At 59.4% G+C, this 21,326-nt stretch carries 24 protein-coding genes and 1 rRNA gene; 9 read left to right on the plus strand and 16 right to left on the minus strand.

Features of this window, described 5'->3' with window-relative positions; all coding sequences use genetic code 11:
* Positions 1-82, minus strand: a 16S ribosomal RNA gene (locus HBH25_RS18160); the annotation flags it as partial.
* 511 nt (positions 83-593) lie between these two features.
* On the minus strand, positions 594-1,793 hold the full coding sequence (tyrS, locus tag HBH25_RS18165; RefSeq protein ID WP_168085352.1) for a tyrosine--tRNA ligase: 1,200 nt from the start codon (positions 1,791-1,793) through the stop codon (positions 594-596).
* Positions 1,794-2,010: 217 nt separating this feature from the next.
* Between tyrS and HBH25_RS18170 the strand changes: the two genes are divergently transcribed.
* Together HBH25_RS18170 and HBH25_RS18175 are read left to right on the plus strand one after the other, a co-directional pair.
* Positions 2,011-3,423 carry a peptidoglycan DD-metalloendopeptidase family protein gene (locus HBH25_RS18170; RefSeq protein ID WP_168085353.1) on the plus strand — a complete coding sequence of 471 codons (1,413 nt, stop codon included), beginning with the start codon at positions 2,011-2,013 and terminating at the stop codon, positions 3,421-3,423.
* 1 nt (position 3,424) lies between these two features.
* Positions 3,425-4,516 carry an anhydro-N-acetylmuramic acid kinase gene (locus HBH25_RS18175; RefSeq protein ID WP_168085354.1) on the plus strand — a complete coding sequence of 364 codons (1,092 nt, stop codon included), beginning with the start codon at positions 3,425-3,427 and terminating at the stop codon, positions 4,514-4,516.
* A gap of 48 nt (positions 4,517-4,564) precedes the next feature.
* On the opposite strand, the gene erpA is transcribed toward HBH25_RS18175, so the two are convergent.
* Together erpA and argC are read right to left on the minus strand one after the other, a co-directional pair.
* Entirely contained in the window at positions 4,565-4,915 is a 351-nt protein-coding gene (gene erpA / locus HBH25_RS18180; protein ID WP_168085355.1) for an iron-sulfur cluster insertion protein ErpA, read from the minus strand.
* Between the two features lie 118 nt (positions 4,916-5,033).
* Positions 5,034-6,068, minus strand: a complete 1,035-nt coding sequence (argC, locus tag HBH25_RS18185) for an N-acetyl-gamma-glutamyl-phosphate reductase (RefSeq protein WP_168085356.1) — start codon at positions 6,066-6,068, stop codon at positions 5,034-5,036.
* A gap of 119 nt (positions 6,069-6,187) precedes the next feature.
* On the opposite strand from argC, the gene hemJ reads away from it, so the two are divergent.
* The 5 genes from hemJ (at position 6,188) to coq7 (ending at position 9,127) form a co-directional block, all read left to right on the plus strand.
* On the plus strand, positions 6,188-6,613 hold the full coding sequence (gene hemJ / locus HBH25_RS18190; protein ID WP_168085357.1) for a protoporphyrinogen oxidase HemJ: 426 nt from the start codon (positions 6,188-6,190) through the stop codon (positions 6,611-6,613).
* A gap of 85 nt (positions 6,614-6,698) precedes the next feature.
* The gene (locus HBH25_RS18195; protein WP_168085358.1) at positions 6,699-7,193 is read left to right on the plus strand and encodes a DUF805 domain-containing protein; all 495 of its coding nucleotides are present in this window, start codon (positions 6,699-6,701) and stop codon (positions 7,191-7,193) included.
* A 60-nt stretch (positions 7,194-7,253) separates the two neighbouring features.
* On the plus strand, positions 7,254-8,027 hold the full coding sequence (locus tag HBH25_RS18200) for an SDR family NAD(P)-dependent oxidoreductase (protein ID WP_168085359.1): 774 nt from the start codon (positions 7,254-7,256) through the stop codon (positions 8,025-8,027).
* 71 nt (positions 8,028-8,098) lie between these two features.
* Complete coding sequence (locus tag HBH25_RS18205; RefSeq protein ID WP_168085360.1) at positions 8,099-8,437, plus strand: histidine triad nucleotide-binding protein; 339 nt, start codon at positions 8,099-8,101, stop codon at positions 8,435-8,437.
* Positions 8,438-8,479: 42 nt separating this feature from the next.
* Positions 8,480-9,127, plus strand: a complete 648-nt coding sequence (coq7, locus tag HBH25_RS18210) for a 2-polyprenyl-3-methyl-6-methoxy-1,4-benzoquinone monooxygenase (RefSeq protein ID WP_168085361.1) — start codon at positions 8,480-8,482, stop codon at positions 9,125-9,127.
* 51 nt (positions 9,128-9,178) lie between these two features.
* Here coq7 and speD read toward each other — a convergent pair whose 3' ends face one another.
* Positions 9,179-9,970 carry an adenosylmethionine decarboxylase gene (gene speD / locus HBH25_RS18215; RefSeq protein ID WP_168085362.1) on the minus strand — a complete coding sequence of 264 codons (792 nt, stop codon included), beginning with the start codon at positions 9,968-9,970 and terminating at the stop codon, positions 9,179-9,181.
* A gap of 206 nt (positions 9,971-10,176) precedes the next feature.
* The gene (locus HBH25_RS18220) at positions 10,177-10,614 is read right to left on the minus strand and encodes an OsmC family protein (protein ID WP_168085363.1); all 438 of its coding nucleotides are present in this window, start codon (positions 10,612-10,614) and stop codon (positions 10,177-10,179) included.
* 190 nt (positions 10,615-10,804) lie between these two features.
* Here HBH25_RS18220 and crp point away from each other — a divergent pair, with 190 nt between their 5' ends.
* Positions 10,805-11,446 (plus strand): cAMP-activated global transcriptional regulator CRP, encoded by a 642-nt coding sequence (gene crp, locus HBH25_RS18225; protein ID WP_168085364.1) that lies wholly within the window; start codon positions 10,805-10,807, stop codon positions 11,444-11,446.
* On the opposite strand, the gene HBH25_RS18230 is transcribed toward crp, so the two are convergent.
* The 7 genes from HBH25_RS18230 to rpe form a co-directional block, all read right to left on the minus strand.
* The gene (locus HBH25_RS18230; RefSeq protein WP_168085365.1) at positions 11,431-12,147 is read right to left on the minus strand and encodes a lipoate--protein ligase family protein; all 717 of its coding nucleotides are present in this window, start codon (positions 12,145-12,147) and stop codon (positions 11,431-11,433) included. The two genes, crp and HBH25_RS18230, sit on opposite strands and share 16 nt — an antisense overlap.
* 29 nt (positions 12,148-12,176) lie before the next feature.
* Entirely contained in the window at positions 12,177-12,983 is an 807-nt protein-coding gene (gene trpC, locus HBH25_RS18235) for an indole-3-glycerol phosphate synthase TrpC (protein WP_168085366.1), read from the minus strand.
* A complete protein-coding gene (gene trpD, locus HBH25_RS18240; protein ID WP_168085367.1) occupies positions 12,980-14,029 on the minus strand; it encodes an anthranilate phosphoribosyltransferase in 1,050 nt (349 codons plus the stop codon). Before trpD ends, trpC begins: the two co-directional genes overlap by 4 nt.
* 10 nt (positions 14,030-14,039) lie before the next feature.
* Positions 14,040-14,639: an anthranilate synthase component II gene (locus HBH25_RS18245; protein ID WP_168085368.1), complete on the minus strand. Its 600-nt coding sequence runs from the start codon at positions 14,637-14,639 to the stop codon at positions 14,040-14,042.
* A 66-nt stretch (positions 14,640-14,705) separates the two neighbouring features.
* Positions 14,706-16,187 (minus strand): anthranilate synthase component I, encoded by a 1,482-nt coding sequence (trpE, locus tag HBH25_RS18250; protein ID WP_168085369.1) that lies wholly within the window; start codon positions 16,185-16,187, stop codon positions 14,706-14,708.
* Positions 16,188-16,254: 67 nt separating this feature from the next.
* Positions 16,255-17,073, minus strand: a complete 819-nt coding sequence (locus HBH25_RS18255; RefSeq protein WP_168085370.1) for a phosphoglycolate phosphatase — start codon at positions 17,071-17,073, stop codon at positions 16,255-16,257.
* Positions 17,070-17,744 carry a ribulose-phosphate 3-epimerase gene (gene rpe / locus HBH25_RS18260; protein ID WP_168085371.1) on the minus strand — a complete coding sequence of 225 codons (675 nt, stop codon included), beginning with the start codon at positions 17,742-17,744 and terminating at the stop codon, positions 17,070-17,072. The genes HBH25_RS18255 and rpe overlap by 4 nt, the downstream gene beginning before the upstream one ends.
* Before the next feature lie 121 nt (positions 17,745-17,865).
* Between rpe and HBH25_RS18265 the strand changes: the two genes are divergently transcribed.
* The gene (locus HBH25_RS18265; protein WP_246231500.1) at positions 17,866-18,831 is read left to right on the plus strand and encodes an alpha/beta hydrolase family protein; all 966 of its coding nucleotides are present in this window, start codon (positions 17,866-17,868) and stop codon (positions 18,829-18,831) included.
* Positions 18,832-18,836: 5 nt separating this feature from the next.
* Here the strand turns inward: HBH25_RS18265 and HBH25_RS18270 are convergent, their stop codons facing one another.
* From HBH25_RS18270 to HBH25_RS18280, 3 genes are read right to left on the minus strand one after another with little or no spacing between them, the layout of a single operon-like run.
* On the minus strand, positions 18,837-19,601 hold the full coding sequence (locus HBH25_RS18270; RefSeq protein WP_168085373.1) for a TerB family tellurite resistance protein: 765 nt from the start codon (positions 19,599-19,601) through the stop codon (positions 18,837-18,839).
* Positions 19,601-20,272 carry an N-acetylmuramate alpha-1-phosphate uridylyltransferase MurU gene (gene murU, locus HBH25_RS18275; protein WP_168085374.1) on the minus strand — a complete coding sequence of 224 codons (672 nt, stop codon included), beginning with the start codon at positions 20,270-20,272 and terminating at the stop codon, positions 19,601-19,603. The genes HBH25_RS18270 and murU overlap by 1 nt, the downstream gene beginning before the upstream one ends.
* Complete coding sequence (locus HBH25_RS18280; protein WP_168085375.1) at positions 20,269-21,294, minus strand: aminoglycoside phosphotransferase family protein; 1,026 nt, start codon at positions 21,292-21,294, stop codon at positions 20,269-20,271. The genes murU and HBH25_RS18280 overlap by 4 nt, the downstream gene beginning before the upstream one ends.
* Positions 21,295-21,326: the final 32 nt, after the last annotated feature.

A 21,326-nucleotide genomic window follows, 5' to 3' on the forward strand; every position in this document is an offset into this window, starting at 1 on the left:
AGCTCCCGTGCTGCCGCTCGACTTGCATGTGTTAGGCCTGCCGCCAGCGTTCAATCTGAGCCATGATCAAACTCTTCAGTTCAATACTGCTTGGGTTTTGAGAAAACCCTAAACTTGGCTCAGCAATCGCAAGACTTCCCGAAGGAAGCCACTCATTCGAATTTCTTCGTTGAGTTACTTGTGATGCCGATAATCATTGTGACAATCAGTCCAACTCACAAGCACCCACACGAATTGCTTGATTCATTTGTTAAAGAGCGGTAGTTGAAGTGTTTCGCTTCAACCGAGGCGCGCATTCTACGCTGCCTGTACATCCTGTCAAGCGTTTATTTTGCGAAGTTTTCAGAATTTCTCGTTCAACTTCAAACACTTGACCGCTTCACCAACCTCTCGAAGCGGGAGGCGAATTCTACAGCGTTACAACCTGCTGTCAACTTCCTTTTTCACCGCATCCGATCCGGAGAACGAAGCACTTCCAGCACCGTTGAAACTGTAAACCCTTGATTCTCAAGAAGTTTGCCGTTCCGTTGTCGCTGGAAGTGGGGCGCATTATAAGGGGATTCGAGAGGGCGTCAACACCTTTCTCAAAAAACTTATTCCGCGTTGAGTGTAATGCGGGCAAAGGCCTTTTTACCTGCCTGGCAAACATGGACCGCCCCTACTTCAAACATGAACGTGCGATCAATCACTTCGCCGTCAATGCGCACACTACCAGCGCCTAGCAGATCCCGCGCAGCCGCTGCGTTCTTCACTAGGCCAGCCTGGTTCAATACTGCAGCAATTGGCATGGCTTGGGCGGCAGACAGCACAACCTCCGGCAGGTCTTCTGGCAACTCGCCCTCTTTCATACGGTTGCCTGCGCCACGGTGCGCATTGGCAGCCGCTTCTTCACCGTGGAAGCGCGCAATGATTTCTTCAGCCAGCTTGATCTTGATGTCGCGTGGGTTGGCGCCCGCCGCCACGTCAGCCTTGAAGGCCTCAATTTCAGCCATGGAGCGGAAGCTCAGCAGCTCGAAGTAGCGCCACATCAACGTGTCGGGGATCGACAGCAGCTTGCTGTACATCACACCGGGTGCTTCCTGGATGCCTATATAGTTACCCAAGGATTTGGACATCTTCTTGACCCCGTCCAACCCTTCAAGCAACGGCATGGTCACGATGTTCTGGGCTTCTTGCCCGTAGCTGCGCTGAAGCTCGCGCCCCATCAGCAGGTTGAATTTCTGGTCCGTCCCGCCCAGCTCTACATCTGCACGCAAAGCGACCGAGTCATAGCCTTGAACCAGCGGGTACAGGAATTCGTGAATCGCGATGGGCTGGCTGGTGCTGTAGCGCTTCTGGAAATCATCGCGCTCCAGCATACGGGCCACTGTGTACTGGGAAGTCAGACGAATAAAGTCTGCCGGTCCCATCTGGTCCATCCAGGTTGAGTTGAAGGCAACCTCGGTACGTGCCGGGTCCAGGATCTTGAACACCTGCGTTTTATAGGTTTCAGCGTTCTCGAGCACTTGCTCGCGCGTCAGCGGGGGCCGGGTAGCACTCTTGCCACTGGGGTCGCCGATCATCCCGGTGAAGTCTCCTATAAGGAAGATCACCTGATGCCCCAGCTCCTGGAACTGGCGCAGCTTGTTGATCAATACCGTATGCCCCAGGTGCAGGTCTGGCGCCGTTGGGTCGAAACCTGCCTTGATGCGCAAGGGTTGCCCACGCTTCAGCTTTTCGATCAGCTCGGCTTCAACCAATACCTCTTCCGCGCCGCGCTTGATCAGCGCGAGCTGCTCCTCAACAGAATGCATGTAACGCCCCACCGGCTGCGATTAACAAACGCCCAACATACAAGATCACCCGAACAAACCCAAGCAGTGCGGCGATGTGACTCCGCCCTGCGGCCGAAGCGTCTGGGAAAGCTTGCCTCAGGGATGAATTGGTTATATTTTAGGCAGTTATTTCATATTCATCATGTCATTCATCTTTTCCAATTCATTTTCATTACTATTTAAAAAGCCAAAAACTATGACCGACGCACCCTCCAAAGCGCCGCCCTTCTACCCCAAAACGCACCTGCTGGCCGCTAGCGGCATTGCCGCCCTGCTCAGCCTGGCCTTGCTGGTATTCCCTTCCGCCGACGTTGAAGCCAAGAAAACATCCCTGGCCATAGACCTTGAGCCGCCTGCCCAAACATTCCAGGAACAGAGCCTGAACACACCAGCGGCAGACGCTGGAAACGAGCCCTCCCCTTTCGCTCAAATAGAGGGTGAAGAGGACGATGCACCTGTTGCTGCCGTTGACGCACCTGCACCGGCGGTAGCCGTGGCACCTGCCCAATTGCACCGCCAGGTTGTGGTTGGAAAAGGTGACACACTTTCCGGGCTATTCGAAAAGGTGGGGCTGTCTTCGAGTGAGGTTCAATCAGCCCTGGACAGCGACAAGCAGGCCAAGCAATTTACCCACCTCAAGAAAGGGCAGGTACTTGAGTTTGAGCTAACCCCTGAAGGCAACCTGCAAACCCTGCACACCAAACTGTCGAAATTGGAATCCATCCGCCTTGAGCGTGACAGCGCGGGCAGCTTTGCCTTCCAGCGTGATGTGCAAACGCCAGTGATACGTGCGGCCTATGTGCACGGCACCATCACCAGTTCGCTGTCAGCATCAGCGCAGCGCGCCGGCCTTTCCCATGCCCAGATCATGGACCTTGCCAGCATCTTTGGCTATGACGTGGACTTCGCCCAGGACATTCACCCTGGGGATCAATTCGACGTGGTGTACGAGCAGCGCGTGCTCAATGGCAAGGTGATTGGGACTGGCAATGTGTTGTCTGCACGCTTCGTCAACCGCGGCAAGGTGTACACCGCGGTGCGCTATACCAGCAAGCAGGGCAATACCAATTACTACACCGCCGATGGGAACAGCATGCGCAAGGCCTTCGTGCGTTCGCCTGTGGATTTCGCACGAATCAGCTCGCGCTTCTCAGGTGGCCGCAAGCATCCCATCCTGAACAAGATCCGTGCGCACCAAGGCGTGGACTACGCTGCCCCCCGGGGCACGCCGATCAAGGCCACAGGTGACGGCAAGGTATTGCTCGCCGGGCGAAAAGGCGGCTACGGCAATACCGTGATTATCCAGCACGGCAACACCTACCGCACCCTTTACGGCCATATGCAGGGCTTTGCCAAAGGCATCCGCGATGGCAGCGCAGTCAAACAGGGCCAGGTCATTGGCTATATCGGCACAACCGGCCTGTCCACAGGCCCGCATGTGCACTATGAGTTCCAGGTAAATGGCGTACACGTAGACCCCTTGGGACAGAAGCTGCCCATGGCTGAGCCCATCGCTCGTAACGAACGCCAGCGTTTCCTGCAGACTGCACAACCGCTGATGGCACGGATGGATCAGGAGCGCTCCACCCTGGTTGCGAGCAAACGCTGATATGGCGCTGTACGTTGGCGTAATGTCCGGGACCAGCCTCGACGGCCTGGACATCGCACTGGTCGAGCAAGGGCCGTCTACACGCCTGGTGGGGTCGCACTATGTCCCCCTACCGCCTGTATTACGGAGCGAATTGCTGTCGCTATGCGCCAGCGGTCAGGACGAAGTCGCTAGGGTTGCCCTGGCTGAAAACGCTTGGGCATCCCTGGCCGCCGAAGGGATTGCCCGTCTACTTCAAGGCCTGAACATTGCGCCGCAGCAAGTCCGTGCCATTGGCAGCCATGGCCAAACCATCCGCCACGAGCCAGCACGTGGCTTCACGGTTCAGATCGGCAACCCGGCCTTACTGGCCGAGCGCTGCGGCATCACGGTTGTTGCGGATTTCCGCCGTCGTGACGTGGCCGCCGGCGGCCAGGGCGCCCCTCTGGTACCGGCCTTCCATGAAGCGCTTTTCGGCCATCACGGCGAAGCCGTTGCCGTAGTGAACATTGGCGGCTTTTCCAACCTCAGCTTGATCTGCCCTGAACACCCCGTGAGCGGCTTCGACTGCGGGCCAGGCAATGTGCTGATGGATGCCTGGATACACGCCTGCAAAGGCGAATTGTATGACAGGAATGGGGACTGGGGCGCCAGTGGAACCGTCGATCAGCCTTTGCTGAGCACGTTCATGGCAGATCCCTTCTTCGCCACAAAAGGCCCCAAAAGCACAGGCCGGGAAGTGTTCAACCTGCCCTGGCTGAATACGCACCTGGCCCACCACCCTATGGTTGCGCCTCATCATGTGCAGGCTACCCTGCTTGAGCTGACGGCACGCACTATCGCCGATGCCCTGCTCAAGGCGATGCCAGCCCCTGATGGCGTATTCGTTTGTGGCGGTGGCGCTCACAACACAGCGTTGATGGCTCGCCTGCAAGCGCTTATCCCCGGCGCTACCGTGGCCAGTACAGCGGCCTTGGCAGTTGACCCGGACTGGATGGAGGCCATGGCCTTTGCCTGGCTGGCCCATTGCTGCCTGGAACATATCCCAACCAACCGGCCTGCCGTGACTGGCGCCAAGGGCCTGCGCATACTGGGCGCCATCTATCCCGCCTGAACGAAAACGCCGCGACAGTGCGCGGCGTTTACAGGAACAGCCCAGGTTTTAGATCGAGAACGACTGCCCACACCCACACGTGGTGCTGGCATTAGGGTTGTTGATCACGAAACGCGACCCTTCCAACCCTTCCTGGTAATCCACTTCGGCGCCTGCCAGGTATTGGAAGCTCATGGGGTCTACCACCAGGCTCACGCCCTCGCGCTCAACGATCGTGTCGTCGTCAGCGATATCTTCATCGAAGGTAAAGCCATACTGGAACCCCGAGCAGCCACCACCGGTTACGAATACTCGAAGCTTGAGGCGGTCATTGCCCTCTTCATCAACCAGGGTTTTCACCTTATGGGCGGCACCCTGAGTGAACTGCAAAACCGTGGGGGTGAAGGTTTCAACGCTCATGCTGACTCTCCCGGCGCACGCCGAACTTTAATGCGAAAGGCGGCCATTATCCGCTTTCCTGAGCAAATTGGTCAACAATTGTGCAGGGGTCGGACAAGGGCACAGCCTTACGCACGGCTCAGGGCATCAGGCCTGCATGAGCCAACCCAAGCCGTTCGTTCAAACCAAACATGATGTTCAGGTTCTGCACGGCCTGGCCGGAAGCACCCTTCACCAGGTTATCGATCACCGACAGCACCACGACCAGGTCGCCGCCCTGGGGACGATGCACTGCCATGCGGCACACGTTGGCGCCACGCACAGAGCGCGTTTCCGGATGGCTGCCAGCAGGCATCACATCCACGAAGGGCTCGTTGGCATAACGTTGCTCGTAAAGCGCCTGCAAATCAACGGAATGGTCGGTAACCGTTGCATAAAGCGTGGCATGAATACCCCGGATCATAGGGGTAAGGTGCGGAACGAAGGTCAACCCGATGTCACCACCGCTCGCTTTGCGCAACCCTTGGCTGATCTCTGGCAGGTGGCGATGCCCCTTCACGCCATAGGCTTTCATGCTCTCGCCCGCCTCGCAGAACAGTGAACCCACGCTCGCGCCTCGGCCGGCACCACTGACGCCCGATTTGCAATCGGCAATCAGGCGCGACGTATCGGCCAGGCCGGCTTCAAGTAGCGGCAGCAGGCCCAACTGGGCAGCAGTGGGGTAGCAACCGGGAACGGCGATCAAGCGGGCCGAGCGAATGCGCTCGCGGTTTACCTCGGGCAGGCCATACACCGCTTCACTCAGCAACTCAGGCGCACCGTGGGGCTGGCCATACCAGCGCGCCCACTCATCGGCGTCCTCAAGGCGGAAGTCAGCAGACAAGTCGATCACCCGGGTGCCTGCAGCCAGCAGTTCACCTGCCAGCGAATGGGCAACACCATGAGGCGTTGCAAAGAAGACCACATCGCAGGCGCCCAGGGTAGCGGTGTCTGGCACACTGAAGGTGAGGTTGTCATAGTGTCCACGCAGGTTGGGGTACATGTCGGCCACCGATACGCCGGCTTCCGATCGGGACGTGATGATCGCGACTTCAGCCTCCGGATGCTGCGCCAGCAAGCGCAACAGTTCGACACCGGTATACCCCGTGCCGCCAACGATACCGACCTTGACCATCTAGCTGCCCACCCTGAACGTGCAATTGGAAAGCCCCGATGATAGGGGTGTGTGCCGTTGGCCACAACCGCCAGGGTGCTCTACTATCGAGCCGTCCTAACCCGTGGGAAGCCCCTTACATGCTCTATCTCTGGATCAAAGCCCTGCACATCGTCAGCCTGGTGTGCTGGTTTGCAGCGCTCTTCTACCTGCCTCGGCTGTTCGTGTATCACGCCATGAGCGAGGATGCGCCCAGCCGGGAGCGCTTCGTGATCATGGAACGCAAACTCTACCGGGGTATCATGACCCCCTCCATGCTGCTGACACTGATCTTCGGTGCCTGGCTGGTGTACCTGAACCCAAGCTGGATGAGCATGGGATGGTTGCATGCCAAGATTGCACTGGTGGTGTTGCTGATTGGCTATCACCACGTGTGCGGTGCTCACCGCAAACGCTTCGAGCGCAACGAAAGCCGACACAGCCATAAATTCTACCGCTTCTTTAATGAAGTGCCCGTTGTGCTACTGCTGCTTATCGTGTCGCTCGCCGTGGTGAAGCCGTTCTGAAAAATGAGGTAAAACAATGCCGAAGCGCAGGAGGCTTCGGCCCCTTATAGTTCGGATCCATTTTTGGCTATAAGGCTTGTTTCATATGAACCGCGACATCCCCACTCAAGACATACCCGCTCAAGTTGTGCCTCCCACCCTGTACGCCCCTGGTCGCATACTGGCTTTCAGCGGGCGCATCAATCGCCTCCGTTACTTGTGTTGGGGATCGTTGACAACCATTATCATGCTCTCCCTGTATTGGGTGATGCTTAACGCTAACGACTCTGCACTTGTCGTTTTCATCGTGCTTGTGCCTCTGACACTTGCCAACTTTGTGTTTGCCGCACGCCGTGCGATGGACTTCGGCTGGCCATGGTGGTCGGTTGGTGCTGCGTTCATCCCTATTGCAGGCATAGCCTTCTCGCTATTTATTCTGTTTCGCCGTGGCACGGAAGGGGCCAATAAATATGGCCCTCCACCTGCACCAGCCACCAAGTGCAAGGTGCTGATAGTCGTTGCATCATTGATAGCCGCCTTCATTGGAGGCGCCATGCTGCCTTTCAGCGAGACTTTTCAAACTCTTGTTCAGTCGCTGTGACAGCCCCAAGGCATAGGGATAAACTGCACCCCTCTTCACTCACTGTGCCTGTTTTTCTCTATGCCTTCCTACGCTTTGGTAACCGGTGCCTCAAGCGGCCTTGGCCTGGCCCTTGCTGAAGCCCTGGCCCGCCGAGGGCGCAACCTGCTGTTGGTAGCGCGCTACCGCGAAGACCTGGAACCCATTGCCATCGAGTTCACCCAGCGCTTTGGGGTAGAGGTGCTGTTCAGGGCCTGCGACCTGAGCGAACCCCTGCGCTTGACCGGCTTCTTGCTGGAGCTGGAAGAAAGCGGGCAGCACATTGACCTGCTGGTGAACTGCGCGGCCTTGCGTTCACAAGGGCACTTCCTTGCCCAGGACTGGTTGCGCGAACAGGACCTGATCGAGCTGAACATGCTGGCCCTGGCTCGCCTGTGCCATGCCATCGGCAATAGCATGGCCGTTAACGGTGGTGGGCAGATCCTGAACGTTGCCTCTATAGCGGCGTTTCAGCCAGGCCCTTGGAGAAGCAGCTATGCTGCTAGCGCCACTTACGTGCTGCATTTGTCCGAAGGCCTGCGCGAGGAACTCAGGCAGAGCGGGGTAGACGTGTCGGTACTGTGCCCCGGCCCCTTGTGCACGGCAGGCACCCCCTCACGCGCTAGGCAGCGCAGCCGCTTTGCACTGCCCCCGGCAGAAGTCGCGCGCCAGGCAGTGCTGGCTTTGGAGCGAAACCGAGCGGTGATCATTCCAGGGTGGCGGGCACGCTGGGCAAGCCGTGCAGCCCGGCTGGCACCACGGTGGGTAGTACGCAAGGCCATGGCCCTGGTCAATAAGGCTTATACACGGCCATGACCAAAGAGGCTGGGCGTAACCGCCCCTAGGTGAGTACACTGGGGCACGCATGACAGTCAGGGAGAAACGCTGTGGACACGCTTTTCGACAAGATCATTCGCAGGGAAATACCAGCCAAGATCATTTATGAAGATGATCAGGTCATTGCCTTCCATGACATCGCGCCCCAGGCGCCGGTGCATTTCCTGGTAGTGCCGAAAAAGGCCATCGCTACCTTGGCCGACCTGGCGCAGGAAGATGTGCCGCTGGCTGGGCACATTCTGTACACCGCGCAGCGCCTGGCCAAGGAGCTGGGTTGCGAGAAAGGCTTCCGCGTAGTGATGAACTGCAATGAAGACGGTGGCCAGACGGTCTACCACATTCATCTTCATGTGCTAGGCCAGCGCCAGATGACCTGGCCGCCGGGCTGATGCTTTTGCCTGTTTCGCTTTTCATGTTCCCAGGAGGTATTCGTGGCCAACGACCGTCATTATTCGACGCTTGATAAACTACTGCTCCAGGCTGACAACGTCGCCCGTACGCTGCTGCCATTCAGCGGCCAGCCGGCCAGGCCTTCCCCTGCCCTACTGAAGCCGGATGTCCCCCTGAGCGACAGCCAGAGCAAACACGTGGCCGGGCTGATGCGCGTGAACCATACAGGTGAGGTCTGTGCGCAAGCGCTCTATCAAGGGCAGGCGCTTACGGCACGGTTGCCAGAAGTGCGCGCGTCCATGGAGCACTCTGCCAATGAGGAAGTGGACCACCTGGCGTGGTGCGAGCAACGTATTCGTCAACTGGGCAGCCGGCCAAGCGTGCTGAACCCACTGTTCTATGGCATGTCCTTCGGGATGGGTGCCGTGGCCGGGCTTATCAGTGACAAGGTAAGCCTTGGCTTTGTGGCGGCGACAGAGCATCAGGTGTGCAAGCACCTGGAAGAGCACCTGCATCAGCTCCCCGTGGAAGATCAGAAATCCCGCGCCATTCTGGAGCAGATGCATACGGACGAATCCCACCACGCCGAGGCAGCACTGGATGCTGGCGGCTTTCGTTTTCCGCTTCCGGTAAAGCTCGGCATGAGCCTGATGGCCAAGGTCATGACCAAAAGCACCTACCGGGTATAACCGGTAGGTAGCCACGGCCCGCTTAAACAGCGGGCCATACCTTGGTCCAAATCAGGCGATGTTGCGCCCGTAGAAGATTTCAAGCATTTCGTGTTTCACACGCTCGGTCACTTGTGCCCGCTGTTCGGTCGAGAAATTGCTGGTGGCATCGCCAAACAGGTAATTATCCAGTTCGAACTGCTTGAGCAGCATCTTGGTGTGGAACAGGTTTTCCTGATAAACGTTCACGTCCATCATTTGATAGGCGTCACGGGTGTCTTCAGACAAATAGTTCTGAATCGAATTGATTTCGTGATCGATGAAGTGCTTGCGCCCTTCGATGTCGCGGGTAAAGCCGCGCACACGGTAATCCACAGTCACGATGTCTGAATCGAACTGGTGAATAAGGTAGTTCAACGCTTTGAGCGGAGAAATCACGCCGCACGTGGAAACGTCAATGTCCACACGGAACGTTGCTATACCGTTGTCCGGGTGAATTTCCGGGTAGGTATGGACCGTGATATGGCTTTTGTCCAGGTGTGCCAGAATGGTATCGCGCAGTGGCCCAGGCGACTCTTCAATCTGGCTGTCGGTAGGCGTGACCGGTTGTTCTGAAATGAGGATCGTCACACTGGCGCCTTGCGGCTCGTAGTCCTGACGCGCAATGTTCAGGATATTGGCACCAATGATGTCGACAACGTCTGTCAGGATCTGGGTCAGGCGAGCGGCGTCGTACTCTTGGTTGATGTACTCGACGTAAGCCTGCTGGTCCTGCGGCGTCTGCGCGTAGCAGATGTCGTAGATGTTGAAGCTCAAGGTCTTGGTCAGGTTATTGAACCCGTGGAGCTTGAGTTTGCTTTTCACCGTCTGAAAACTCTCTTTGAATGCGGCCGAGCCGCGTGATCAAGCATGCCCGTCAGGCGCCAGCTGGCGACTGCGTAGGACGGTTTACACCTCTTCGCGTTGGCGATTTTGGTTGTTCTGCCCGGCTGCTAACCGGCTTCAAGGTGGCCTTGAAAAAGTGGCGCATTATGCAGACCCGCGCCACCTCACGCCAGTATGAAAGCCTTTTATGATAATTGAGCGTCGCCCAGCTCGATGATCTCGTACGAATGGGTCACGCTCACGCCACCTTTGGCCAGCATGATGGAGGCCGAGCAATATTTTTCGGCGGACAGCTCCACCGCACGCTTCACGTGAGATTCTTTCAGGCCCCGCCCCTGCACCACGAACCGCAAGTGAATTCGGGTAAACACCTTGGGGTCTTCATCGGCACGCTCGGCGTCCAGGAAGGCTTCACAGCTTTCCACGGGCTGGCGTGCTTTCTTGAGAATGGCAACCACGTCAAAGCTGCTGCAGCCACCCAGGCCGATCAACACCATTTCCATCGGCCGAACACCCAGGTTGCGCCCGCCGCTTTCAGGCGCACCGTCCATTACCACGGCATGGCCGCTACCGGATTCTCCGATGAACATGGCCCCACCGGCCCACTGGATACGTGCCTTCATTACTGGCTCTCCTTTCAAAAGGCGGCCAGCTTAGCACAGCCATTTCGAGGCAAAATCAGCGCATTTTTCTTAAAGGTCTCAAGTTCCTGGCAAACATCGCGATACAAATGAAGTGCTGATAAGCTGACGCCAATTTGATGGCATTCTGACTTCTCATCTTTATCTGTCGCCTCGTACCGGAATCCAGCCCATGGTTGCGTTAGTTGCTACCAAAACCAGCCCGATTGACAAACTCTTGGGGCATTGCCAACGGCGTCGATACGCCGCCAAGAGCAACATCATTTGCGCCGGCGACAAGTCGCTCGTTCTGTCCTACATCATCAAAGGCTCGGTCACCATCCTGATCGAAGACAGCGATGGCCGGGAAATGGTAATTGCCTACCTGAACCAGGGTGATTTTTTCGGCGAACTGGGGCTATTCGACCCGCCCCATATGGAAGGCGAGCGCAACGCTTGGGTGCGGGCCAAGACCGAATGCGAAGTGGCCGAGATCAGCTATGTGAAGTTTCGCGAGCTGGCCCGGTTGGAACCGGAAATTCTGTACAGCCTTAGCTCGCAGATGGCGAATCGGCTTCGCCGAACGACACGCAAGGTAGGCGACCTTGCTTTCTACGATGTGACAGGGCGTGTAGCCCGCTGCCTGACCGACCTGTGCAAGGAGCCTGATGCCATGACGCACCCCGATGGCATGCAGATCAAGGTCACGCGCCAGGAAATCGGGCGCATTGTGGGCTGTTCCAGGGAGATGGTAGGGCGCGTGCTCAAGGACCTGGAAGTGCGCCAACTGATCCAGGTGAAGGGAAAAACCATGGTGGTCTACGGCACGCGTTGATGCAGCCCACGAATATCTGTCAGCTCCCGCGCTATCCAGGCCTGCACATCATCTAGCACGTATTGGCCAGGAAAACGCTGATCCAACGCCACATGGCTGTCGGCGTTGCAACGCTGCGGCAACCCACACGCCTGATTGAAGCGATTAACGGCAGCCACCATGGCGGCACGCTGGTCATGCATGAGCATGGCGCCGTGCACAAGTACCACAGGCCCGCCATGGTGGCGTGACTGGCGCCAGCGCTGAGCCGTACCTACCCACTTGCGCCCATCCAGGTTAACGTTGTAACGCCCATCGCAAAAAGCACCTGCTACTTCACCCAGCGTTGCTTTGCCGCCCAAGCACTCAAGGGCGTGGCATAACGGCTGGCACAACCGAAGGTAGGCGCGCTCCAGGCGATTGAGGTCCCCTTCGATACGGGGTGCGGCGTACACCAACGCCACGTTTACGGTCGCGGGGGACTGCGGGACGGGTTCACCGCCGGTTTCCCGCAGCAGCACTGGCCAGCCCAACGCGTCTACGGCAGCAGCACCCTGAGCAAAATCAGGCAGCCGCTCCATGCGCCGGGGCATAACCAACGCCTGGTCTACGGGCTGCCATAGCAACACGCCGTCTTCCTGCCGCCCTTCGCACACCGACGCCAGCAATGCCAGTTCAGCCTGCAACCCTTGCTCGGTGGTTAATCGCTGTACAGTGGCCATGGTTGTGGTTCCGGGTAGGCAGGCGCTGCTTAACGGTTGGGAAAGAACAACCGCGCCAGTTCGTCCCCAGGGTGCTCGGCCCGCATGAAGGCCTCGCCCACCAGGAAGCCATAAACGTTGTTGATCTCCATCAACTCCACATCGGCACGGTTCAGAATGCCGCTTTCAGTGATCACCATGCGATCGGGCGGAATACGTGGCAGCAGGTCCAATGTCGTTTCCAGGCTGACATCGAAGGTGTGCAGGTTGCGATTGTTCACACCGATCAGCGGGGTATCCAAGTGCTTGAGGGCGCGCTCCAGCTCATCGCCATCGTGCACCTCGACGAGCACATCAAGCCCGGCATCCTTCGCTGCGCCCGCCAGCTCGACCATCATGCTATCTTCCAGCGCCGACACAATCAGCAGTACGCAATCGGCTCCCAAGGCACGGGCTTCATAGATCTGGTATGGGTCGATCATGAAATCCTTGCGGATTACGGGAAGCGAACAGGCCTCGCGCGCTTGCTGGAGGTAGTGGTCGGCCCCCTGGAAGAAGTCCACGTCAGTGAGCACAGAAAGGCAGGTGGCACCGCCGGCTTCGTAGCTGGTGGCAATTTCTGCAGGGTAGAACGCTTCCCGGATGATGCCTTTGCTGGGAGAGGCTTTCTTGACCTCCGCAATCACGGCCGCTTGCTTGTTGCGCTGGCGCTGCAACAGGGCCTCGGCAAAGCCACGCGCCGGCGAAGCGGAACGGGCAGCAGCCTGCTGTTCACTGAGGCTGATGCGCGCCTTGCGGTCAGCCACTTCTTCGGCTTTGCGAGCAAGGATTTTTTCCAGCACGGTCGGCACGCTCATACTTCGTTCTCCTGCTTGAACACGGCCGTAAAGGCCCCTAGTTCTTCCAGTTTTTCACGGGCCAGGCCTGTATGCAGCGAATCGCTGGCCAACGCCACACCTTCTTTCAAGGTGCTGGCATGGTCAGCGGCATAGAGCGCTGCGCCTGCGTTGAGAATGATCATTTCAGCCGCCTTCTGGCCATTTTCGGTCTTGCGGCGGCCAATGGCATCACGGATCAGTTCAAGGGAGCCCTGCGGGCTGTCCACTGTCAGGCCATGCAGGCTCTGGCTGCGCAGCCCAAGGTCTTCAGGCTCTACGCTGTACTCGAATATTTCGCCGTTTTTCAGCTCGGCCACGGTAGTCGGCGCAGCCAGGCTGAACTCGTCAAGGCCATCACGGGAGTGCACCACCAGCACATGCTTGCTGCCCAGGCGCAACAGCACTTGTGCCAGAGGGCGGCACAGTGCCGGGTTGAATACGCCGACCACTTGATGCACTACCCCTGCCGGGTTGGTGAGCGGGCCCAGCATGTTGAACAGTGTGCGCAGGCCCAGGTCCTTGCGAGGGCCCGCCGCGAACTTCATGGCGCCATGGTGCGCCTGTGCAAACATGAAGCCGATGCCGATGCTGTCGATACACCGCGCAGCCTGAACCGGGGTGAGATTCAGGTAGACCCCTGCCGCCTCCAGCACGTCAGCACTGCCGCTTTTGCCTGAGACCGCGCGGTTGCCGTGCTTGGCCACTGTGCAGCCTGCTGCTGCCGCGACCAGGGCCGAGGCCGTGGACACATTGAAAATATTCGCCCCATCGCCACCGGTGCCCACAATGTCCACCACCCGGTCCAGCGATTGAAGCTCTACCCGGCCGGCCAGCTCACGCATGGTGGACACTGCACCGACAATCTCGTCGATACTTTCACTTTTCATACGCATGCCCATGAGAAAGGCACCAATCTGCGCTTCTGTACACTGGCCGGTCATGATTTGGCGCATCACATCGCGCATTTCGTCCGTGCTCAGGTCAAGTTGGCTGACGACGCGTGCCAGGGCTGTCTTGATATCCATGTACCTGTCCTTAACCCTGGCGAGTGCCGCCGGTTTGCTTGAGGAAGTTGGCCAGCAGCTCGTGGCCTTGCTCGGTCAGGATCGACTCGGGGTGAAACTGCACCCCTTCGATATTCAAGGTTTTATGCCGCAGGCCCATGATTTCGTCCACGCTGCCATCGGCGTGCTGGGTCCAGGCGGTCATTTCAAGGCAGTCGGGCAAGCTATCCGCCTTAACCACCAGCGAGTGGTAGCGGGTAACCGTCAGCGGTTGTGCCAGGCCTTCGAACACCCCCACGTCACCATGGGTCACTGGGCTGGTTTTGCCATGCATGGCCTGGCGTGCGCGCACCACCTCGCCACCGTAGGCCTGCCCCAGGGCTTGATGGCCCAGGCAGATCCCCAAAATAGGCAGCTTGCCAGCAAAGTGAAGGATGGCATCGATGGAAACGCCTGCCTCACTGGGCGTACAAGGCCCTGGGGATACCACGATACGCTCAGGCGCCAGGGCCTCTATTTCGGCGACCGTCAGCTCGTCGTTGCGCACCACCTTCACCTCGGCGCCCAACTCGCCAAGGTACTGCACAACGTTATAGGTAAAGGAGTCGTAGTTATCGATCATCAGCAACATGGTTGCGACCTCTGGAATCTGGCTTTCTAATCTGGAAAAGGCCAACCCCGGCTGGGGTTGCACCGCTTATTCAGCCTTGGCTTGCTCGGCCAGGGAGACCGCACGGAACATGGCCCGCCGTTTGTTCAAGGTCTCTTCCCATTCCAGGGCTGGCACCGAGTCGGACACAATGCCCGCGCCTGCCTGCACATGAAGCTCGCCGTTTTTGATCACGGCTGTGCGGATGGCAATGGCGGTGTCCATGTTGCCGTTCCAGGCGAAGTAGCCCACTGCGCCGCCATACACACCGCGCTTGACCGGCTCCAGCTCATCGATGATTTCCATGGCGCGAATTTTCGGCGCACCGGACAGGGTGCCCGCTGGCAGGATCGCGCGCAGCGCATCCATGGCCGTAAGCCCCTGCTTCAGTTGACCGGTCACGTTCGACACAATGTGCATCACATTGGAATAACGCTCGATCACCATTTTTTCCGTCAGCTTCACGCTGCCGATTTCAGATACACGGCCCGTGTCGTTGCGGCCCAGGTCGATCAACATCAAGTGCTCGGCCAGTTCCTTCTGGTCACTGAGCAGGTCCACTTCCAGCGCATGGTCCGCTTCTTCCGTAGCGCCTCGTGGGCGCGTACCGGCGATGGGCCGAACCGTGATCTGGCTGTCTTCCACCCGTACCAGCACCTCTGGGGAGCTGCCCACCACATGGAAGTCGCCAAAATTGAAGAAGTACATGTACGGAGTAGGGTTGAAGCAGCGCAAGGCGCGGTACAGGTCGATGGGGGCTGACGCGAAGTCGATGGACATGCGCTGCGAAGGCACCACCTGCATGCAGTCGCCTGCCAGGATGTAGTCCTTGATGGTCCCGACCGCGCGTTCAAAGTCGCCCTGGCTGAAGCTGGAACGGAACACCGGCTCCGGGCCAGGCGCCTTGGAGAGGTCCAGCCCTGGCCGTGGGGTGATGGGCTGGCGCAGGCGCTCCATCAGCTTAGCCAGTTGCGCGTAGCCATCGTCATAAGCATCAGGCTGCGCAGGGTCGGCCAGAACAATGGCGTGCATCTTGCCCGCCAGGTTGTCGAACACCACCACGGCGTCGGACACCATCAACAGGATATCCGGCACACCGATCGGGTCTGGGTTGGGGCTGGCGCCCAAGCGCTTTTCCACATAGCGCACGCAGTCATACCCGAAATACCCTACCAGGCCCCCATTGAAGCGCGGCAGGCCAGCGACTGTCGGCACGGTGTAACGGGCCTTGAACTGTTCAACGAAGGCCAGTGGGTCTTCCACATCGTGCCGTTCGATCTCGACGCCGTCACAGGTAATGCACACCGTGTGGCCATACACTCGCAGTACGGTACGGCACGGCAGGCCAATCATCGAATAGCGGCCCCACTTCTCGCCACCTTGCACGGATTCAAGCAGGTAGGAGTTGGGCTGGTCGGCCAGTTTCAGGTAGATCGACAACGGGGTGTCGAAGTCGGCCAGGGTTTCGTGGGCCAGGGGAATGCGGTTGAAACCGGCATCGGCCAAACGCAAGAAGTCTTCGCGGGTCATAGCTGCCTCGTGGCGGAGAAAATAACAGGGATACGAGCAAACGCGCCGGCGTACCGGCCAGGGGAAGTCAGGCGCGCCAGCGCCAGCGGGCCAGGGCCTTGATGACTTTCATCCAGAGTTTGCAGGTAACCGCCACGGGAGATTCTCGACCTGAAGGGGCAGGGGTGTTGGGCAACGTTATCTCAGCGGAACGCTCGAAGCAACCAGGCAAGAGTGCGCGTAGGTCATCGATGACCAGTGAAGGGTGTTCTTCGGCAATGGGCCTGCCATGGTTGTAGCCATAACTCAAGGCCACACAGGCGACTCCGGCAGCCTTTGCGGCCAATACGTCGTTGCGGGAATCGCCCACGAACAGGGCTTGCTCAGGCGTAACGCCGGCCATTTTCATGACATGCAGCAAGGCGGCAGGGTCTGGTTTCTGCTGCGGCAAGGTATCGCCACCGATGATCCAGCGAAAGTGCTGCCCCAGTTTCAGCTCATCCAGCAAAGGCGCGACGAACTGCTCGGCCTTGTTGGTGATCAGGGCCATTTCCACGCCGCGCTTTGCCAGCCATTTAAGGGCCTCCCGGACGCCAGGGTACACCTGGGTATGGCCGTGGGCCTGCCCATAGGCGGCCATGAACAATGCGAGGGCCTGCTCGGCACTGGCGTCATCGACGCCGGTGGGGTCAAGGCTACCCGCCAGCGCACGGCGTACCAGTACCTTGGAGCCGTTGCCTATCCAGGTGCGTACGACCTCAAGGCCGGCAGGCTCGCGCCCTAGCTGTACCAGCATGTGGTCTACAGCGGCGGCGATATCCGGCACCGAATCGATCAAAGTGCCGTCAAGGTCGAACATCACCAGCTTGGGCAAGCGCCCTGGGAACAAGCGATCCAGCGCGCTCATGGGCGGGCCAGGGCGAGCTCGGCGCGCATGGCATCGATCACTTGGCGGTAATCCGGTGCGTTGAAAATGGCCGAACCCGCTACAAAGGTGTCTGCCCCTGCGGCAGCGATTTCGCGAATATTGTGCACATTCACACCACCGTCGATTTCCAACCGGATGTCCCGGCCGCTGGCATCGATCAGGGCCCGAGCCTCGCGCAGCTTGTTCAGGGTGCCAGGGATGAACTTCTGCCCGCCGAAACCAGGGTTCACGCTCATCAACAGGATCATGTCCACTTTGTCCATCACATATTCGAGCAGGTTGAGTGGCGTGGCGGGGTTGAACACCAGCCCGGACTTGCACCCACCTTCGCGCACCAGTTGCAGCGAGCGATCGATGTGCTGAGTGGCTTCAGGGTGAAACGTGATGTAGGTAGCGCCAGCGTCGATGAAATCGCCGATGATGCGGTCTACCGGGCTTACCATCAGGTGCACGTCAATGGGGGCCGTAACACCGTATTTACGTAGGGCAGCGCATACCATGGGGCCGATGGTGAGGTTGGGCACGTAATGGTTGTCCATCACATCGAAGTGCACCACATCCGCACCGGCGGCAAGTACGTTGTCAACCTCCTCGCCCAGGCGAGCGAAGTCGGCGGAGAGAATGGACGGTGCAATAGCAAAGGGTTGCATGCTGAACCTGCAGGCTGGTCACGATGCCGCATTGTAGCCGATGGCGACCAGAGCGGGCAGCACTGGCGGTCGCCCCCGAATGCCTTTAGGCTGCGGGCAAGCATTTGAAACGGAAACCATGATGCGCGCTTTTCAACGTGCCACCCTCTTCACGCTGGTCACTGCCCTGCCCTTCGCCTGCTGCGCCGTAGCCGCCGATGCCCCCGCCGATACGCCCAAACCTGCCGAACGCGCACCGTTGCAGGAGCGTAGCGAGCAGGAAGCACAGGCCTTGGCACGACAACTGCCGGCCCAGGCGGTGCAAACCCTGCAAGCCGGCAGCGATAACTTCATGGCCCTGTGGAACCCTGCCAACACGGCAGACCCTACAGGTGTGACGATTATCGTGCCAGGCGCGGGAGAAAGCGCCAACTGGCCAGACGTGGTAGCACCGCTGCGCAACCGCTTGCCTGACGCCCAATGGAGCACCCTTAGCCTAACGCTGCCAGACTTGCTGGAGGAGGCCGTGCAACCCCGAGGCATCGAGCCGCCAGCGCCTGCAGCCGCTGGCAGTTCCGCCACGCCAGCCGATGCCAACGCGCCCATTGAACAAGCCGCAGCCAGTGGCGCAGATGCCACAGCACCCGCCGACGCCCAGCCACCCAGCGTCGACGACCAGCTCAAAACCGATGCCGCCCGGATCTTTGCCCGTATAGACGCAGGCATCGCCTTCGCCCAGCAAGTGAAAGCGCGCAATATCGTACTGCTGGGCCATGGCACAGGGGCGTACTGGGCCGCCCGCTACTTAAGCGAGCGCCAGCCTTCCCGTGCGCAGCGCTTGATAATGGTGGCCGGCAAGACGCCAGAAGCGGCCCCGGCTGGGCTGGACCAGTTGGCACCACAGCTCAAGGTCCCGGTGTATGACATCTATTATGCGACCAGCCCTAACCTGCGCAGCGCTGCCGCACAGCGGCTACAGGCCAGCAAGCGCCAGGCCGGCAGCCAGTATCGGCAAACGGAACTCAATGACTTGCCCGGCGATCAGGCGTCAGAACAGGAGCAGCTCTACCGCCGCGTGCGGGGCTGGCTGAACCCGAAGCCAGACTGACACGGCTACAGCCCCCGGCGCTTGCGCACGATGTCGTAAGCGCTGTGCAATTCACGTGTACGTTCCGTCGCCGAGCGAACCTGTGCCGGGCTGGCGCCCTTGCCTTGAAGCTTGTCAGGATGGTGCCGGCTCAATAGCCGGCGATAGGCCTGTTTGATCTGGTCCCCATCCGTTGCCGCCGTAACGCCCAGCACCTTGAGGGCTTCGTGATAGGCATTTGTAGAACTGGCCAACGTGCGTGAAGCGGGCGCGTAATCGGCACCCAGGGCACGCACCTGGGGTACGGTCAAGCCTAGCCAGCCGCCCCACTCCACCAAGAGGCGTTGCTCACCCTGCCCGAGCTGACCGTCCGCCCACGCCATTCGCCAGCATGCTCGCAGCAACCCTTCCGCCGTGGCAGGCTGTACCTGAAGCCGCCGCAGTGGGCCGCGCAAGGTATCCTTCCCGGTCTTGCCCCGGCCAAACGCAGCAATTGCCTGTTTGCGTGCGCCCTCGTTCAGGCTCATCCGAGTCATCTCATGGCGCGCCTGGGCGATATGGCTCTCTTGCACACGGCCGTCGACTTTGGCCAGCCGCCCTAGCATCACGAACAACAGCTCATTGAGCGGCAACGCCGGCTGGCCCTTCATCCGCGCCCATAGCTGGGGCCAGGTGTAGACCTCCAGCCGGCGGTCCACCGCTTGCCCGATCAGGGCACCCAGAATGCTGCCGGGAATGTGTGCCAGTGCAAAGCCCGCCGCTGCGCCTACTACCGTCACTGGCCACAGCATCAGCAACGCCCTGCCAGCAACTGTTCAACCTCGGCCAGGCGCTCTACTGTCCCCACGTCCACCCAGGTGCCTTTGAAGTGCTCCCCGGTGACCTGCCCTGCAGCCATGGCACGGCGCAGCAAGGGTGCCAGCTTGAAGGCACCCCCGCTGCACCCGGCAAACAGCTCAGGCGACAGCACGGCAATGCCGCTATACGTAAGCGCCCGCCCCTGCGCAGGCAGGTCAGCCAGGCGCCCATCATTCAAGGCGAAGTCGCCGGTAACATGGTGAGGTGGGTTGTCCACCATCACCAAGTGCGCCAGCGCGCCCTCTGGCAGGTGAAGTGAGGTGTAATCGTAATCGCACCACACATCACCATTGACGATTGCAAACGGCTCGCCCCCGAGTAACGGTAGCGCTTTGTAGATCCCGCCACCGGTCTCCAGGAGTTCACCTTCAGGTGAGTACTGAATATGGGCACCGAAGCCTTCGCCGCCTTTCAGATACGCCTCGATCTGCTCGCCCAGCCAGGCATGGTTGATCACCAGCTCATGAACGCCAGCGCTCACCAACGCCCGCAACTGGTGCTCGATCAGGGGCATACCGCCTACCTTGAGCAAGGGCTTGGGTGTATGCAAGGTGAGGGGGCGCATGCGTTCCCCCTTGCCCGCCGCCAGAATCATCGCTTTCATGCGGCACCTTCGGTCGCTGGGGGCAGGCTGTCCAGCAGTTGGGCCAGGGGAGCCAGTTCTTTACGGTGCTGAGTCACCGCACGAATGTAGGCAAAGAAACGTGGTACGTCTTGCAGGTAACGCGGCTTGCCGTCCCGGTGGCAAATGCGGGCGAAGATCCCGATCACTTTCAAATGGCGCTGGACGCCCATGAGGTCACTGGCCTTGAGAAAGTCGGCCAGGTTGCCCTGCACGGGTAGGCCTTGGGCTCGCGCCCTCTCCCAGTAGCGGCCCAACTGCTCACTGACAAAGGCTTGTGGCCAGCTCAGGAACGCGTCTTTGAACAAGCACGTAATGTCGTAGGTAACCGGCCCGTACACGGCATCCTGGAAATCGAGTACGCCAGGGTTAGGGGTGCTTACCATCAGGTTACGTGGCATGTAGTCCCGGTGTACCAGCACGCTGGGCTGTGCCAACGCACTCTCGATCAACAGCTGGCTGGCCTTGTTCCACAGTGCCTGCTGCTGCTCAGTAAACCGCACGCCTAAGTGACGCTGCACATACCATTCGGGGAACAGCTCCAGCTCACGGCGCAACAGGGCGGTGTCATAGCTGGGCAAAGGTGCTGTCATTGGCAACTGCTGGAATTTCAGCAGCGCGCCGATGGCCGCATCGAACAGTTCGTCTGCATTTTCCGGCGTAAGCACATCCAGGTAGGTTTGCGTGCCCATGTCGCTGAGCAGCAGAAAGCCACGGTCCAGGTCCTGTGCATGGAGGGTGGGCACATGCACATCAGCCGAGGCCAGCAATGCTGCAATGTTTACGAAAGGCGTGCAGTTTTCCTGGGGCGGCGGCGCGTCCATCACAATAAAGCTGCGGCCATCACCGGCCCAGCGGAAATAACGGCGGAAGCTCGCGTCGCTGCTGGCCGGGGTTAGGGTGCCCTCCGGCACCTGGCCCCACCCTTCGTTCCGATACAGGTTATGCAGTTCAGCCTGGAGCCAAGGTTCCAGCAACTGAAGGCGTACATCATGATCAAGCATTTACAGAGTCTCCGACGGCGCTAGCCGTCAAG

Origin of the sequence: Pseudomonas quercus, from assembly GCF_012033695.1 — a bacterium.
Lineage (GTDB): Bacteria > Pseudomonadota > Gammaproteobacteria > Pseudomonadales > Pseudomonadaceae > Aquipseudomonas > Aquipseudomonas quercus.

Excerpts from the sequence above, each read along its gene's own strand:
- tyrS (WP_168085352.1), bottom strand. The coding sequence starts at position 1,793 with ATGCATTCTGTTGAGGAGCAGCTCGCGCTGATCAAGCGCGGCGCGGAA.
- HBH25_RS18170 (WP_168085353.1), top strand. The coding sequence starts at position 2,011 with ATGACCGACGCACCCTCCAAAGCGCCGCCCTTCTACCCCAAAACGCAC.
- HBH25_RS18175 (WP_168085354.1), top strand. The coding sequence starts at position 3,425 with ATGGCGCTGTACGTTGGCGTAATGTCCGGGACCAGCCTCGACGGCCTG.
- erpA (WP_168085355.1), bottom strand. The coding sequence starts at position 4,915 with ATGAGCGTTGAAACCTTCACCCCCACGGTTTTGCAGTTCACTCAGGGT.
- argC (WP_168085356.1), bottom strand. The coding sequence starts at position 6,068 with ATGGTCAAGGTCGGTATCGTTGGCGGCACGGGGTATACCGGTGTCGAA.
- hemJ (WP_168085357.1), top strand. The coding sequence starts at position 6,188 with ATGCTCTATCTCTGGATCAAAGCCCTGCACATCGTCAGCCTGGTGTGC.
- HBH25_RS18195 (WP_168085358.1), top strand. The coding sequence starts at position 6,699 with ATGAACCGCGACATCCCCACTCAAGACATACCCGCTCAAGTTGTGCCT.
- HBH25_RS18200 (WP_168085359.1), top strand. The coding sequence starts at position 7,254 with ATGCCTTCCTACGCTTTGGTAACCGGTGCCTCAAGCGGCCTTGGCCTG.
- HBH25_RS18220 (WP_168085363.1), bottom strand. The coding sequence starts at position 10,614 with ATGAAGGCACGTATCCAGTGGGCCGGTGGGGCCATGTTCATCGGAGAA.
- crp (WP_168085364.1), top strand. The coding sequence starts at position 10,805 with ATGGTTGCGTTAGTTGCTACCAAAACCAGCCCGATTGACAAACTCTTG.
- HBH25_RS18230 (WP_168085365.1), bottom strand. The coding sequence starts at position 12,147 with ATGGCCACTGTACAGCGATTAACCACCGAGCAAGGGTTGCAGGCTGAA.
- trpC (WP_168085366.1), bottom strand. The coding sequence starts at position 12,983 with ATGAGCGTGCCGACCGTGCTGGAAAAAATCCTTGCTCGCAAAGCCGAA.
- trpD (WP_168085367.1), bottom strand. The coding sequence starts at position 14,029 with ATGGATATCAAGACAGCCCTGGCACGCGTCGTCAGCCAACTTGACCTG.
- HBH25_RS18245 (WP_168085368.1), bottom strand. The coding sequence starts at position 14,639 with ATGTTGCTGATGATCGATAACTACGACTCCTTTACCTATAACGTTGTG.
- trpE (WP_168085369.1), bottom strand. The coding sequence starts at position 16,187 with ATGACCCGCGAAGACTTCTTGCGTTTGGCCGATGCCGGTTTCAACCGC.
- HBH25_RS18255 (WP_168085370.1), bottom strand. The coding sequence starts at position 17,073 with ATGAGCGCGCTGGATCGCTTGTTCCCAGGGCGCTTGCCCAAGCTGGTG.
- rpe (WP_168085371.1), bottom strand. The coding sequence starts at position 17,744 with ATGCAACCCTTTGCTATTGCACCGTCCATTCTCTCCGCCGACTTCGCT.
- HBH25_RS18265 (WP_246231500.1), top strand. The coding sequence starts at position 17,866 with ATGCGCGCTTTTCAACGTGCCACCCTCTTCACGCTGGTCACTGCCCTG.
- HBH25_RS18270 (WP_168085373.1), bottom strand. The coding sequence starts at position 19,601 with ATGCTGTGGCCAGTGACGGTAGTAGGCGCAGCGGCGGGCTTTGCACTG.
- murU (WP_168085374.1), bottom strand. The coding sequence starts at position 20,272 with ATGAAAGCGATGATTCTGGCGGCGGGCAAGGGGGAACGCATGCGCCCC.
- HBH25_RS18280 (WP_168085375.1), bottom strand. The coding sequence starts at position 21,294 with ATGCTTGATCATGATGTACGCCTTCAGTTGCTGGAACCTTGGCTCCAG.